Origin of the sequence: Bacillus sp. 0209A (assembly GCF_036765095.1) — a bacterium.
GTDB lineage: Bacteria > Bacillota > Bacilli > Bacillales > Bacillaceae > Bacillus > Bacillus subtilis_G.
This window is the reverse complement of sequence record NZ_JBAIZV010000006.1, coordinates 20193-34654: the sequence shown is the minus strand read 5'-3', so window position 1 is coordinate 34654 and position 14462 is coordinate 20193. Positions and strand designations below refer to the sequence as shown.

Genomic DNA, 14462 nt, shown 5'->3' with positions numbered 1-14462 from the left:
TCCCTGCGTTTCCATATCGTAAACCTCATGGGCATTTAAGAACAGGAAGAATAATCTAAACGAGGAAGCAAATAATAAACCCAAAATACATATAGAACGTCTTTTGAGAAAGGTGGTTTACGATTGTGGATGATTTAGTTTTGGCCAGAAGCCTTTTTGGCACGACAATGGGCTTTCATATCATTTTCGCAACGCTTGGAGTCGGTCTGCCGCTCATGATTTTAGTGGCTGAATTGATTTATCAAAAAACGAAAGATGACCATTATGCGATCATGGCGAAAAGATGGACGAAAGCACAAGCCGTTTTGCTGGGGGTCGCCATACCGACCGGGACGATTGCGGGCACCCAGCTCGCGCTTTTATGGCCGGGATTTATGGAAGTCATCGGCCGAGTCATGTCCCTCCCGTTTCAAATTGAAATCTATGCTTTTTTTGTGGAAGCCCTATTCATGTCGATTTACGTATACGCCGCAGACCGCTTATCACCGGCTATGAGGATTGTTGCCGTTTTCTTTGTATTAGTCGGAGCGGCAGCGTCAGCTGTTCTCATCACGAATGTTCACGCCTTTGAAGGCACGCCTGCGGGTTTTAAAATGGAAAATGGAAAAATTACTGATGTTGATCCGTGGGCCGCGTTTTTCAACCCGAGCTTTTTTATCACCGCCGGCCATGTCGTGGTGTCCGCGTTTATGACGGGGGCCTTTATCGTCGCTTCTGTTGCCGCATACAAGATGATCCGGTCGCAAAAAAAGGAAAACATCTATCGCTTTCACCGGAAAGCGCTTTTGCTTTCATTGACAATCGGCGGTATTTTTTCATTGTTGACGGCATTGAACGGCCACGAATCAGCTCAGATGCTGCACGAATACCAGCCCGAAAAATTAGCCGCTGCAGAAGGTTTGTTTGAAACAACGTCTCACGCCCCGCTTGCGATCGGCGGTTTTACCGACCCGAATGAAGAAAAAGTAAAATGGGCCATCGAAATTCCATGGGCGTTAAGCTTTTTGGCAGCCGACCGTTTTGACACTGTTGTGAAAGGATTAAACGCGTTTCCAAAAGACGAATGGCCGCCGCTGTTCGTTCACACGCTGTTTAATGCGATGGTCGGAGTGGGTATGCTGCTTATTCTCTATTCCATTATCGGTGTGGTATGGAAAAAGGTGCTGAAGAAAGACCGTTTCCCAACGTGGCTTTTGGTCATTTTTATGACGGCAGGCCCTTTTAGTATCATCGGCATTGAATTCGGCTGGATTTTCGCCTGTACAGGGAGGCAGCCATGGGTCATCTATCATCTCCAGAAAACATCGGATGTGGTGACGACGACCGGCTCGATCGGGATCCTTTTCTTATTTTTCACATTTGTTTACGCCGTGTTAGGCGCGGCTGTCGTTTACGTGCTGTTGTACTATTTCCGCAAACACCCGGTTGACGAAGATTTAAATACAGCGGATTCGTAATGGCTCCGCAAACAGGAAACCAAACGGAAGGAAGATCGACAAATGGACATTACAACTGACGCTCTGATCGCCATTTCAATTATCTGGGGCTTTGTGTTTATCTACGCCGTCATGGCGACAATGGATTTCGGAGCGGGATTTTGGTCTATGATCTATTTAAACAAGGAGCACATGAAGGCCACCGATATTGCGAACCGATTTCTGTCCCCGACTTGGGAGGTCACAAACGTCTTTATTGTGGCCATCGTCGTGGCGCTTTTCAGCTTTTTTCCGGGCGCGACATTTGTGCTCGGAACTGTTTTATTAATTCCCGGCAGCATGATTTTACTGTTTTTAGCGATCCGAAGCGGCTTTCTCGTTTTTTCAAACACAGCGAAAGAACGAAAAACGCTAAGATATATTTCCGGAATCTCCGGTTTTCTCATCCCGGCTATATTAATTTTGGTTCTCCCTGTGACACACGGAGGGTTTATCGAAAAAACGGACGGAATCTATAATTTGAATATGTCTAAAATCTTTTCAAGCCCGAACGCCTATTCATTCATGGGGTTTGCGATTTTAAGCACTTTATTTTTGTCCTCGCTTCTGCTTGCTGATTTTTCAAATGTAGCGGAGGAACAGGATGCGTACAGCGCTTACAGAAAAAGCGCCTTGATTACCGGCCCGATTTCACTCCTGTTTGCTATATGCATTATGCTGACAATGCGAAATGAAGCCAACTGGCTGTATAGCGGCATGATGAATGATCTCTCCTGGATAATTGCATCGTTTATTACATTTGTCATTGCGGGAATCGCTCTTTTTCTGCCTAACAAGAGCTTTGGCCAAAACATCGGCAAACCGCGGCTAGCACTTGTCGCGATTGCGGTACAGTATTTTCTCGCCAGCTACGCGTACGGGCGGGCGCATCTTCCGTACATGATTTACCCTGATGTGACAATCATGTCGGGTTTTACAGAGCCGGCAACGTTCAGAGCGCTGTTTGCGACGTATATCGTTGCATTTATCATCCTTTTTCCCGGCTTCTTTTTCTTCTGGAAAATGTTTATGAGGGATAAGCGTTATATCCGCCAGGAGGAATAGAGGACAAGTCTGCCGGCTATACTAAGCCAGAACCTTTATAAGGAGGGGATGGCATGGAGCAGAAAATTCTATGCGAAGTCAACAACTGTTCTTATTGGGGCAAAGGAAACAAGTGCACCGCTGATGCCATTTATGTGGTCAGCCATACTGGTGATACGGCTGACAACAGCCGGGAAACCGACTGTAAAACGTTTAAGCCGCATGATTTGTAATCAAAAGAAAGAGCTGCATCAGCCAGCTCTTTCTTTTCGCATGTTCAGTGTTCTTATCTTTTTTGTCACGACCCCGTTTGCAGGTGAGAACAATAAGGCGCCTGCATACCATACACCTGTCATGGCCGCCATCGCTCCGGAAATCGAAACATTAAGCCACGTTGCGAAGAAATAGCCCATGACAGCCGACAGCCCTCCAATCACAGCGCTGAGAATCAGCATATACAGCAGCCGGTCTGTCAGCAAATGAGCCGCAGCAGGCGGGACAATCAGCATAGCCACAACCAATACAGCCCCCACCGAATCAAAAGAAGCAACGGTCGTGAGTGAGAGCATGCCCATTTGCACATAATGAATCAGCAACACGGGTATCCCCAGCGCTAAAGCCATTTGCGGATCAAACGAAGCGATTTTGAACTCCTTATAGCACACACTGATCAACACTACATTTAAAACCAAAACAGATGCCAGCATCCAAAACGCTTTCGGCCCGATGTCAGCTCCGAATATCGTGATCGTATTCCACGGCACAAAAGCGATTTCTCCCATCAACGAGTGCTCAATATCGAGATGGACATTCGCTCCATACACAGATAGCAAAATGACGCCCACCGCAAATAAAGATGTAAAAACAACGCCTATAGCGGCATCTGATTGAACCCCCTTGCTGTGGAGAAGCTGAACCAAAAATGCCGTTAACAATCCAGATACGGCCGCGCCGATAAACATAGGTATCCCGTCAAGACTTCCTGTCACAAGAAAAGCACTGACGATGCCAAGCAACACTGTATGGCTGATCGCGTCGGCCAGCATCGCCATTCTTCTCAACACAAGAAAGGTGCCGATCAGCGCGCAGCTTACACCGACTAATACACCAGTAGCTATTATCCACGCTTCAAAACTCATTTGCGATTTGTCCCTTCTCTGAATCAGAAGATGCTTTTTTTTGAAGCTCAGGCATCCGTCCATACAGCTTTAAGAGTGAAAAAAGCCGCTCTCTCGTTTCCTCAGGCAAACGATCCGGGACAAAATGCTCCTGATCGAATTCTATATTCGCTAGCTCCATTTCATGCATGAGGTACACTTCATACATTCGATGCTTCAAAGCGATGTGATAGCCTTTTTCTATTCCAGCTCGTGTCATTTGCCAAATCCCATTTTCAACACGCACGATGCATCGCTCTTTTTCTAATTCATTCAATACCTTATGGCATAATGAAGGGGATAGCCGCCTTTTCTTTCTTACACCTTCAGCCGTTACATAAAGATCGTTCTTTTCATACTGCTCGTAAATCGTCAGCAACACCTGGTCCCGGCTTGTTTTGCGCCGCAGCCTGATCAGCCTTATTGCTTTTGCTGCCAATCCACGCTTTGGCGCGCAGATCATTGAAAATAGAAAGATCATCGTTGCTGATAAGATCATTAATGGCCCTGTCGCCATACCCTTCATCGTCGTGCTAAGCAAGGTTCCGGCTACGCCGCTTACACCGCCTATGAAACCGGCAATGACCATCATTCGGGTTAATCGCTCGGTCCAATATCTTGCAGCTATGGCAGGCGTAATCAGCATAGCTGCCATTAAAATCACCCCAACTGTCTGAAGCCCGATAACAACAGCACAGACGATCAGGGAAGACAAAAGCCCGTTTAAAAAACGCACCGGCATTCCCAATCCCTTTGCAAACGCTAGATCAAAAGTAATCAATGTAAACTCCTTAAAGAAAACAATACAAAGCAGCAATAAAACTGCGGATATTCCTGCAATCAGCATGATATCCCGCCTGACCAATGAAGCCGCCTGGCCGAATAAAAAAGAATCAAGCCCGCTTTGGCTTCCCGTCCCTTGTTGCTGAATATATGTCAGCAATATGATTCCGACGCCAAAAAACACCGAGAGAACAATCCCGATCGCCGAGTCCTCTTTTGTTTTTGAAAGCCGCGGAATCAGCTGAATACACCACGTTCCAAGCAGCCCGGCAATTGCTGCCCCAAGCAAAAAGAAAGGCAGTGATTTTTGCCCGGTGAACAGAAAAGCGAGACACACTCCCGGCAGAGCTGAATGGGCCATCGCATCACCGATTAAACTTTGCTTTCTCAGAAGCACAAAACTGCCCAAAACCCCGCTTGCCGCTCCGAGCAAAAGCGTACCCGCCAGCACCCACTGTGTATTCGGATGCTGGAGCTGCAGCCACAAACTTTCAAACAATGCGCTCACCCCTTAAGTCCTTCTGCCAGCACTTTATCTTTTAGAAAAGTCAGCCTTCCTCCATACGTTTTTTGCAGGTTGTCGATCGTAAAAACGTTCTCTGCCGGCCCGAAAGCGATTTTTCTTAAATGCAACAGTAAGATCCAATCGAAATAATCCTCGGCAGTCTGCAGATCATGGTGGACGACAAGCACTGTTTTCCCTTTTTCTTTGAGTTCTGCCAAAAGCGTCATAATGGCCCGCTCCGTCGCTGCATCAACGCCGGCAAACGGTTCATCCATAAAATAAACATCGGCGTCCTGGCATAGCGCCCGGGCAAGAAACACCCGCTGTTGCTGGCCTCCTGACAGCTGGCTGATCTGCCTTTTCGCATAATCAAGCATTCCTACTTTGTCTAAAGCGGCTTTCGCCATTTCCACATCAGCTTTTTTGGACCTTTTCAATAAGCCAATCCGGCCGTATCGCCCCATCAGCACGACATCGAGCGCGTTTGTGGGAAAATCCCAGTCAACTGATCCGCGCTGCGGAACGTATCCGATTCTTGTCCGTTGATTCTTATAGTCTTTGCCGTAAATAGAGATGTCTCCTGAAGCCCGGGGCACAAGACCGAGAATGGTTTTGATCAAGGTTGATTTTCCCGCGCCGTTTGGACCGATAATGCCAATTAGCTTTCCTTCAGGCACCTGCAGTGAAATGTCCTGCAGAACAGGCTTTTTATGATAAGCGACCGTTACATTTTCGAGCTCAACAGGAAACATATCCATCACCTCTTTTCTTTATTTAAGCGCTTTGGTAATTGTATTGATATTGTGGCGGAACATCCCTTCGTATGTGCCTTCTTTTGTGCCCTTTTCACCCATGGCATCCGAATAGAGCTGACCGCCGATTGTGACTGTATGGCCTTTTTCTTTAGCCCCTTCCGCCACTGCATTTATTGATTTTTCAGATACGCTGCTTTCGACAAAAACAGCTTTTATTTGTTTTTCTGTCAGGAGATCGACCAGCTCCTGAACATCCTTCAATCCGTAATCAGAATCTGTGCTTAGCCCCTGCAGGCCTTTCACTTGAAATCCGTACTCTTTCCCAAAGTACGCAAAGGCATCGTGAGCGGTGACCAGTACACGGCTTTTCTCCGGAATGCTCGCAATCTCTTGACGTGACCATTTATCTAAATATTGCAAATCCTCTTTGTACTCTTTGGCCTTTTTCTTAAAATCTTCCGCATGCTCAGGCATCGCTTTGCTGAATTGCGCTTCAATTTCATCCACCGCATAGATCCATAACGGAATGCTGAACCAAACGTGCGGATCAAACATTTTGCCTTCTCCGGCGGAAATAAGCTTGTTTTTCGGTATGGCCTCAGTGACAGCCGCTGTTTGTTTTTGTTCGTCGATCTTTTGAAGAATGTCCTCCATTTTCCCTTCCAAGTGCAATCCGCTGTACAGAACGACGTCGGCTGACATCAATTTTTTCGTGTCGCCTTGTGACGCTTTATAAAGGTGCGGATCGACTCCCGGTCCCATTAAAGCGGTCACTTTCACATGTTTTCCTCCGATGTTTTCGGCTGCATCGGCAATTTGGGATGTTGTTGCCGTTACCTGCAGGCGCTTGTCAGCGCTTTTTCCGGCTGAATCCGTCCCGCATCCCGTTAAGGCAATGCAGGACAAAAGCACTGCTGACATCAGTCTCTTTTTCATATTTTCCCTCCTCTTTGCCATCAATGTCAGATTGTATTATCTTATGTTTTCATTTCTTAGACATGTGACATAAAATTAGACAAAAGCATATTTTGTTTAAACGAGACAAAAAGTTTCCTTAATGCAAAAATATCGCGTTTGTCCACTTTTGTCAAGCGTAATTTGCATACAAAAAAACCGGCTGGGTCAGCAGCCGGTCCAAACGAGAAGGGATGTATTCAACGAACGCTTTTACTATAACAGCACATTGACATTCTCTCAAAATGGCAAAATGTTTTTTTCTTATCCATGCTGCGTGAAAACATCCATTTTAGTCACATATTTTCGCATAATATCCTGATTCACTTCAACCCCTAAACCAGGCTGTTTGGACACAGAAATAAATCCATTATCAATACGGATATCCGGGGTCACAATATCCTCATCCCAATAGCGTGAGGATGAGGATATATCCCCAGGTATTGTGAATTGCGGCAGTGAAGCCAGCGCCACGTTCTGCGCTCTTGATATGCCTGTTTCCAGCATTCCGCCGCACCAAACCTGCATATGATGCTCTCTGCATAAATCATGAATTTTTAAGGCTTCTGTTAAGCCGCCGACACGGGAAGGCTTAATATTAATGATTTTGCAGCTTCCGAGCTCAATCGCCCGTCTCGCATCATCAAATGAACAAATACTTTCATCAAGGCAAATGGCGGTTTTCAAATGTTTCTGCAAGTGGCGGTGGTCAACGATGTCATCAGCTTGCAGAGGCTGCTCAATCATCATTAAATGATATTCATCAAGCTCCTTTAACCGGCTGATGTCCTTCAGCTCATAGGAAGAATTGGCGTCGGCCATGAGCGGAATGTTTGGGAACCGGCTGCGGATGGCCTTGACCAATTCCACATCCTGTCCAGGCTGAATTTTAATTTTTATTCGTCGATAACCCTCTTTTTGATAACTCTCGATTTCCTTCAGCATATCGTCAAGTGGCGCCAAGCCGACAACCACCCCGGCAGGGACTTTATCTCTTGTCCCGCCCAATGCCTCGGCGAGAGACATGCCCTTCTTTTTCGCATAGATATCCCAGACAGCCGATTCAAGTCCCGCTTTTGCCATCCGGTTGCCTTTATAGCGCGCCAGGCTGTCCGGCACGTCGGAAGGGTGACTGAATTCACGTCCGACAACATTGGGAATAAAAAAATCCTTAAGCATGTGCAAACATGTTCCAATGGTTTCCTCGGTGTACCAAGGCGAAGAGAACGCAGATACTTCTCCCCACCCTGTGACACCGGATGTATCAATGGCTTCCACGATCAGAAATTTACGCTCTTGAAGCGTTTCAATACTGCTTTTAAATGGTTTCTTTAAATTCATACTCAAATGGTAAAGCGTAATTTTCTCTATTTCGATCATAACAGTTCTCCTTTACGCGCATCCTTCAGCTGGTTTCGCAAGAGCTTATTAGACGCATTGCGCGGCAGGCGGTCAAGTTCAAAAAATTTCGCCGGAATTTTATACTTCGCCAAACGTTCTTTGCAGTAGGCGGTCAATTCTTCTGCGCTTACAGGCTTGTGCAGGACAAGATAGGCGTGGGGCACTTTCCCCCATTTTTTGTCCTCAGCCCCTGAAACACCGGCTTCGGCCACAGCAGGGTGTGAAAGCAGCACTGATTCCACCTCAGCCGGATAAATATTTTCTCCGCCTGAGATGATCAGGTCTGAACGCCTGTCTAATACATATAAAAAGCCTTCACTGTCCAAATACCCAAGATCACCTGTTTTCAGCCAGCCATTTTGAAAGGATGCTTCATTTGCGCTCTCCCGGTTAAAATAGCTTTTCATGACATTCGGGCCTTTGACCAAGATCTCACCGTGTTCAAACGGTTCACATGCCTGTCCGTCCCGTTCTATTTTGATCTCACATGAAAACAGCGGTTTACCCGCAGAGCCGAGCTTTTCCATACTGAATTCCGGTGACAGGGCCACAATTTGCGAGCATGTTTCTGTCATTCCATATGACTGAAAGACAGGGAATCCTTTCTCACGGCATTCCTCAAGCAATAGCAGCGGGGCAGGACCTCCGCCTAGCAGAATACATCTGATGGATTCAGGACAGCGGCTTGTTTCGGCCAAAAGACTGGCCAGCATCGTCTGCACTGCAGAAATCATTGTCACTTGATGCCTGTTGATAGAATCCAGCACATCACTTACTGAATAACGCTGGTGAAGCACGACAGCCATTCCGTAGATCACAGATTTAAATAACGCGGACAATCCGCTGATGTGAAAGAGCGGCAATGCGATAAGCCAGCGGTCTTGTTCTGTTATACCCAAATTAAGCGCGGATGACACCGCACTGAAATAATGGTTTCCGAATGTCTGCTGAACCCCCTTGGGCTTGCCTGTCGTACCTGATGTATACATCAGCGTTGCCGTTTCTTCCAATTTCATATAGGCCTGGATTTCAATTTCCTCTGCGGCTTCTTTGGCAAGCTCGTCCACATCAATGATTTGAACGATGTGCTCATAATTTTGCTTGTCAAAGCTTGAATCTGTCAGTAAAAAGCGGGCGTCGGAATCCTCCAGCTGAAACAGCCTTTCATGTGTTGACAGCTTCGTATTCAGAAGCACCGCCTTAACACCAAGCAAAAAACAAGCGTGAACGGCGTATACCATTTCTGCACGGTTTTGGAGCAAAATAGCCGCGGTGTCTCCTTTCCGAACTGAATAAGCAGCAAGCTGCGCTGCCATTCGCTTAGACGCCGCAAACAATTCTGCAAATGTCACGGTTTGGTCTCCATAGATGAGAGCGATTCTCTCAGGTGTCAGCTGGGCCCGCTGCATGAGCCAATTGGGCTGTTCTGTCAGCATGTCATCATCTCCGAGGTAAAATGTCTGTATTGAAAAGAAAACAGCTTGGACCGCAAAGTCTCAAGCTGTTTGTTGACTAAGTATTGCTGATCACGGGAAACGAGGGAACTGTCCGAAATCAGGTTTGCGTTTTTCCTTAAAGGAATCACGGCCTTCTTTTGCTTCATCAGTTGTGTAGTAAAGAAGGGTAGCATCCCCTGCAAACTGCTGAATTCCAGCAAGTCCGTCTGTATCCGCGTTAAACGCAGCTTTAAGAAAGCGCAGTGCGGTCGGGCTTTTTTCAAGCATTTCTTCACACCATTTAATCGTTTCTTCTTCAAGCTGTTCCAAAGGAACGACTGTGTTGACAAGACCCATGTCCAGCGCTTCCTGTGCGTTATACTGACGGCACAGATACCAGATTTCACGGGCTTTTTTATGTCCTACGATTCGAGCCAGATAGCCAGAACCGTAACCAGCGTCAAAGCTTCCCACTTTAGGGCCTGTTTGTCCAAAAATCGCGTTGTCGGCAGCGATTGTCAAGTCACATACGATGTGAAGCACATGGCCTCCGCCGATCGCATATCCGGACACCATCGCGACAACCGGTTTCGGAATGACGCGGATTAAACGCTGAAGATCCAGCACGTTTAAGCGCGGAATTTGGTCGTCTCCTACATAACCGCCGTGACCGCGCACTTTCTGGTCTCCGCCAGAACAGAAGGCTTTGTCTCCGGCACCGGCAAGCACGATAACGCCGACATTTTGATCGTCTCTCGCGCGAGCAAACGCATCAATCATTTCAGCAACCGTTTTAGGAGTAAACGCGTTATGTACCTCAGGGCGGTTGATTGTTATTTTTGCAATACCATTATACGTTTCATACAATATTTCATCGTATGTCCGTTCAGTTTTCCATTCTACAGCCATGATATGACCTCCTCTATTTTTCCATGTGAACCAGTTATAAGCTTGTCAAAAACTCACTCACTATTTTACCAAAAATACGCGGCTGTTCCACATGTACCGTATGTCCGGCTTCAGGAACAATCTCTATTTTACTAGATGGGAGCTTCTTATGCACCTCTTGATTGATGGCGCAAAACTTTTCGTCCCACTCCCCGCTGATCAGAAGCACAGGCACGGCTATTTCTTCTACACGGCTCCACAAGGAAGGCTGTGAACCGGTGCCCATACCGGTTAAACTATTTGCAAGCCCAACCTTATTGTTTCGCAGACGGCCCGACCGTATCCTGTGCAGAATATCTTCAGCCAGCCGCTGCTGGGATGAAAACAAAGGGATACTCTCCCAATACTGCACAAAAGCTTTGATCCCGTTACGCAAAATAAAATCAGCAAGCTTCCGGTCCCGTATGATCCGATCCCGCCGTTCCTCAAGCGTTTTAAGCCCCGGCGTTGTGCTTTCAAGCACAAGTGCCGATACCCGTTCGGGATAAGCCGCCGCAAACGAATAAGCAAGCCTTCCTCCCATAGAATACCCAATCAATTTCACTTTGTGAAGTTTTAATTGATCAAACATCTCGACAAGATCAGAAACTTGCCGGCTTGTGCTGTATCTTTTCCCATTCAGCGGGGCATCTGTTTCACCATGCCCTAAACAATCCATTTTGATCAAACGGGAATCAGGCAGCATCCCATCAAGAAAAGTCCATGATTGTTTGCTGCCGGTAAACCCGTGCAGACAGACGACGGCTTCTGAAGCGTTCGGCCGGTCGTCTGTCACAGCATATCGGACACCATCTGAAACCGTTATGTTTACAGTTCCCATTGTTTTTTCACTTCCCGCACAGCCTCATTCAGCATATCGCGATGAAGCTGGACTCTTGACTGGCGATCCGTTTTGATTTCTATCAAATGGAGTCCGGGTTTGTCTGCCTGCGGGGCGTAAGCTGCTTTGAATTCATCCCATGAGGCCGGACATGAATACGTCCCGCCGTATAGTGCAGCCGCATGCTTGAAATCAAGCCCTGTCGGCGTGCCGAACAAATCTTCAAAGTGTGCCTTCTCAGAAGCCTGCGGCAAAAATGAGAAAATCCCTCCGCCGTCATTATTCACGAGAATCACAGTAAGAGGAATACCCAGCTTTTTGGCCGCCAGCAGTCCGTTTAAATCGTGATAAAAAGATAAATCGCCAATCACGAGGGTAACAGGCGCTTTTGTGCCTTCACATACCCCCATGGCAGAGGAGACAACACCGTCTATCCCATTTGCGCCCCGGTTTGAATAAATCCGGAAAGGGCGTTCCTGCTTTTCAAAAAACGTATCAACATCTCTGATCGGCATGCTGTTGCCGACAAACAGCGAGCTGTTTTCAGGCACAAGATGCTGCAGGATTCGATAGAGATTGCCTTCAAACGAAACCTCTTCACTGCTGATTGTTTGCAGATGCGCACGGAACCTCTCATTGACAAACTGCCACTTTTCCAGCCATTCTGGTGATCTGGTCATGTCAGCATGTTCGGTCATGATCGCTTCGGCAAAAACGGATGCATTGCAGTGAATCATATGTGCGCTTGCCTGTGTCGGATCTCTCCACCCTCCATCCTCGTCAATCACAATCTGCTCGATCGCCGGGTCATCCTTAAGCCATAAGAAAACCGGTTTTGTAACAGGCATCGGCCCAAAACGGACGACAACATCAGGACGCAGTTTCGACTTCAGCTCATCATCTTTTAAAAATGAATCATACGCATCAATGACAGTGCTTTTATCATGAACACCGTTCCGCAGATTAGACAGCGGGTCGGCTAAAATCGGATACTGAAGCGCCTTAGACAGCGCAATAATGTTTTCCTTATCCGTATCACTGTGGAGTTCTCCGCAGACGATCATTCCTTTTTCAGCCTCTGCCAGCATTGCAGCCACATCAGACAGAGATTCGCGGTCTACAGACTGCGTACCCGTTTTCACAGACACGTGACGGCCTGTTCTCATTCTTCCAAACGGCTCATCCGAAAGATCCGGCATCAGCGGTTCGCGCAGCGGCACATTCACATGCACAGGTCCCATTGGACGCTTTTGTGCTTCCCCGGCGGCGCGGCCGGCCAGCGTTCGGATATATCTCAGCATATTCGGAGACGCTTCTGGAAGAGCTGAGTCTGTGAAAAACTTAACAAAGTTACCGAATAAGAAGTGCTGATTAATAGCCTGCGGCGCGCCTACTTCGCGCAGCTCGTGAGGCCGATCAGCAGTTAACACAATAATGGGCACTCTCGAATAATGGGCTTCAATCACAGCCGGATAAAAGTTAGCCGCGGCTGTTCCTGATGTGCAGATCAAAAGAACGGGATGCTGCTTCGCTTTTGCCAGCCCGAGAGCAAAAAACCCGGCAGATCTTTCATCAATTTGAACATGGACGTTGATATCAGGATGCGCGGCTGCAAGAATAGCCAGCGGTGTAGACCTTGAGCCCGGACAAACGACGGCGTCCGTAATCCCGGAAAGGGCGAATTCATCAATAAAACTTCCGATATAATGAGTAATCGGGTTGGCTGTCAACGCCTCACACCTCCTAATGCAGAGATCATCGGCTTCAATTTAATCTGCGTTTCTTCATATTCAGACTGCGGGTCCGAGTCTTCCACAATGCCGCACCCAGCAAACAGCCTAGCTGTGCTCCCCTCGATCAGTCCTGAACGGATGGCTACTGCGAATTCCCCGTTATTCTGGCTGTCAATCCAGCCGATAGGAGCTGCATACCAGCCGCGGGACATCGGCTCGATCTCTCTGATCACTTCAACAGCTTTTTTCTGAGGTGCCCCCCCAAGCGCCGGTGTGGGATGCAGTTTCTCAATTAAGTCAAAAAGCGAATCAGACTCTCGAAGCTGACCGACAATCGGGGTAAATAAGTGCTGCACACTTTTTGTTTTGTACAATACAGGTCCGCCAGGCTTTTCAACCTCCGAACAGCTTGATACAAAAGCGTCATGGATCATGCCGACCACAATATCATGCTCCAGCAGGTTTTTCTTATCGTTTAATAATTCAAGGCCTATGAGGCGGTCTTCTTCTTCATCCTTGCCGCGTCTAATGGAACCGGCCAGACAAGAAGACATGACAGTGCTGCCGTCTTTTTTGATCAGCCTTTCCGGAGACGCGCCGACAAAGGTTTTTCCTTCCTGCTCGATTGCAAAAACATAGCTTGTCTGCTGATCGTTCAGAAGCGTTTTAAGCACCGGTTCAATTTGGACCGGGCCGTCAAACGTTAGCAGCAGCTCTCGGGCAAGAACCACTTTATCGTATTGTTTCTCTTTCATTTGGCTTGTTGCCGTTGCAATCGCTTTGAGCCAATCATCCTTATCCAGCTCTTCTGATGCCGCCATCACAGCCTGATTTCTTTGATCTAAATCTGAAACCATAAATTCCGCTGCAAAAGCAATTAAGCCTTCCAAAACACCTTCTGCGTCTTCCTCTCCGCTTACCCATCTGTTGACTGTTAAGAAAGGGCCATCAGCAGTCATCGTCAGCATAAGCGCAGGCACAAAGAAATCCCCTTCCGAGAAATGGTCCCATTGTGTACCTCTTTCTTCGCAAGGGTCAAAAGAAAATCCTCCGAATAACACAGGTCCCACTGCAGAATGCTGCAGCTTTTCTTCTTCACAAATATGAAAAGCCGTCTTTTTAAAGCGCTCCCATTGGTCAAAAACCTCGCGATATCGCTCGCTGTTTTTTTGATTTGTCTGGAAAATCGCTTCTTTGCCAAGACCGACTATTGTCAATTCACTTTCAGGATCTGACCAAAAAAATCGATTGCCTGTATATTTTTTTGCTCCGTAATTGAAAAATGATAGAGGGTCAAGAGACTCGATTTGTCTCGAATAGCTTATTAAGACAGCATGGTTGACTTCTTTGGCTTTATGTAATGCATGTAGAACTCCTTTTCGGAACGTACGCTGCACCGTTGTCACCATGAGGCATTCCTCCATAATCCTTAAAATGCTTTTAATACCATA

Annotated in this window: 13 protein-coding genes; 3 read left to right on the top strand and 10 right to left on the bottom strand. The window is 47.2% G+C overall.

What is annotated here, in order from left to right; translation table 11 throughout:
- The first annotated feature begins 125 nt into the window (after positions 1-125).
- Genes V6D44_RS18255 through V6D44_RS18245 form a run of 3 tightly spaced genes read left to right on the top strand, consistent with a single transcriptional unit; the run spans position 126 to position 2752 of the window.
- Complete coding sequence (locus tag V6D44_RS18255) at positions 126-1457, top strand: cytochrome ubiquinol oxidase subunit I (protein ID WP_087992912.1); 1332 nt, start codon at positions 126-128, stop codon at positions 1455-1457.
- Positions 1458-1499: 42 nt separating this feature from the next.
- Positions 1500-2540 carry a cytochrome d ubiquinol oxidase subunit II gene (locus V6D44_RS18250; protein WP_087992913.1) on the top strand — a complete coding sequence of 347 codons (1041 nt, stop codon included), beginning with the start codon at positions 1500-1502 and terminating at the stop codon, positions 2538-2540.
- A gap of 53 nt (positions 2541-2593) precedes the next feature.
- On the top strand, positions 2594-2752 hold the full coding sequence (locus V6D44_RS18245; protein WP_087992914.1) for a DUF1540 domain-containing protein: 159 nt from the start codon (positions 2594-2596) through the stop codon (positions 2750-2752).
- An 18-nt stretch (positions 2753-2770) separates the two neighbouring features.
- On the opposite strand, the gene mntD is transcribed toward V6D44_RS18245, so the two are convergent.
- The 10 genes from mntD to V6D44_RS18195 all read right to left on the bottom strand — a co-directional run bounded on the left by mntD (position 2771) and on the right by V6D44_RS18195 (position 14420).
- The gene (gene mntD, locus V6D44_RS18240; protein ID WP_202329153.1) at positions 2771-3658 is read right to left on the bottom strand and encodes a manganese ABC transporter permease MntD; all 888 of its coding nucleotides are present in this window, start codon (positions 3656-3658) and stop codon (positions 2771-2773) included.
- Complete coding sequence (locus V6D44_RS18235; RefSeq protein WP_087992942.1) at positions 3648-4958, bottom strand: metal ABC transporter permease; 1311 nt, start codon at positions 4956-4958, stop codon at positions 3648-3650. The genes mntD and V6D44_RS18235 overlap by 11 nt, the downstream gene beginning before the upstream one ends.
- A 5-nt stretch (positions 4959-4963) precedes the next feature.
- Positions 4964-5716 (bottom strand): manganese ABC transporter ATP-binding protein MntB, encoded by a 753-nt coding sequence (gene mntB / locus V6D44_RS18230; protein WP_087992916.1) that lies wholly within the window; start codon positions 5714-5716, stop codon positions 4964-4966.
- An 18-nt stretch (positions 5717-5734) separates the two neighbouring features.
- Positions 5735-6655 (bottom strand): metal ABC transporter solute-binding protein, Zn/Mn family, encoded by a 921-nt coding sequence (locus V6D44_RS18225; protein WP_087992917.1) that lies wholly within the window; start codon positions 6653-6655, stop codon positions 5735-5737.
- A gap of 282 nt (positions 6656-6937) precedes the next feature.
- On the bottom strand, positions 6938-8053 hold the full coding sequence (gene menC / locus V6D44_RS18220) for an o-succinylbenzoate synthase (RefSeq protein WP_087992918.1): 1116 nt from the start codon (positions 8051-8053) through the stop codon (positions 6938-6940).
- Entirely contained in the window at positions 8050-9510 is a 1461-nt protein-coding gene (locus tag V6D44_RS18215; RefSeq protein ID WP_087992919.1) for an o-succinylbenzoate--CoA ligase, read from the bottom strand. Before V6D44_RS18215 ends, menC begins: the two co-directional genes overlap by 4 nt.
- Positions 9511-9600: 90 nt before the next feature.
- Complete coding sequence (gene menB, locus V6D44_RS18210; protein WP_010329489.1) at positions 9601-10419, bottom strand: 1,4-dihydroxy-2-naphthoyl-CoA synthase; 819 nt, start codon at positions 10417-10419, stop codon at positions 9601-9603.
- Positions 10420-10453: 34 nt separating this feature from the next.
- On the bottom strand, positions 10454-11278 hold the full coding sequence (gene menH / locus V6D44_RS18205; RefSeq protein WP_202329148.1) for a 2-succinyl-6-hydroxy-2,4-cyclohexadiene-1-carboxylate synthase: 825 nt from the start codon (positions 11276-11278) through the stop codon (positions 10454-10456).
- On the bottom strand, positions 11266-13008 hold the full coding sequence (gene menD / locus V6D44_RS18200) for a 2-succinyl-5-enolpyruvyl-6-hydroxy-3-cyclohexene-1-carboxylic-acid synthase (RefSeq protein ID WP_253268506.1): 1743 nt from the start codon (positions 13006-13008) through the stop codon (positions 11266-11268). The genes menH and menD overlap by 13 nt, the downstream gene beginning before the upstream one ends.
- Complete coding sequence (locus V6D44_RS18195; RefSeq protein WP_333516789.1) at positions 13005-14420, bottom strand: isochorismate synthase; 1416 nt, start codon at positions 14418-14420, stop codon at positions 13005-13007. The genes menD and V6D44_RS18195 overlap by 4 nt, the downstream gene beginning before the upstream one ends.
- Positions 14421-14462 lie beyond the last annotated feature (42 nt).

Bases quoted from the DNA above. Each gene is read 5' to 3' on its own strand.
- V6D44_RS18215 (WP_087992919.1), bottom strand. From the start codon at position 9,510: ATGCTGACAGAACAGCCCAATTGGCTCATGCAGCGGGCCCAGCTGACA.
- mntD (WP_202329153.1), bottom strand. From the start codon at position 3,658: ATGAGTTTTGAAGCGTGGATAATAGCTACTGGTGTATTAGTCGGTGTA.
- V6D44_RS18195 (WP_333516789.1), bottom strand. From the start codon at position 14,420: ATGGTGACAACGGTGCAGCGTACGTTCCGAAAAGGAGTTCTACATGCA.
- V6D44_RS18250 (WP_087992913.1), top strand. From the start codon at position 1,500: ATGGACATTACAACTGACGCTCTGATCGCCATTTCAATTATCTGGGGC.
- menB (WP_010329489.1), bottom strand. From the start codon at position 10,419: ATGGCTGTAGAATGGAAAACTGAACGGACATACGATGAAATATTGTAT.
- V6D44_RS18225 (WP_087992917.1), bottom strand. From the start codon at position 6,655: ATGAAAAAGAGACTGATGTCAGCAGTGCTTTTGTCCTGCATTGCCTTA.
- mntB (WP_087992916.1), bottom strand. From the start codon at position 5,716: ATGTTTCCTGTTGAGCTCGAAAATGTAACGGTCGCTTATCATAAAAAG.
- V6D44_RS18245 (WP_087992914.1), top strand. From the start codon at position 2,594: ATGGAGCAGAAAATTCTATGCGAAGTCAACAACTGTTCTTATTGGGGC.
- menC (WP_087992918.1), bottom strand. From the start codon at position 8,053: ATGATCGAAATAGAGAAAATTACGCTTTACCATTTGAGTATGAATTTA.
- menH (WP_202329148.1), bottom strand. From the start codon at position 11,278: ATGGGAACTGTAAACATAACGGTTTCAGATGGTGTCCGATATGCTGTG.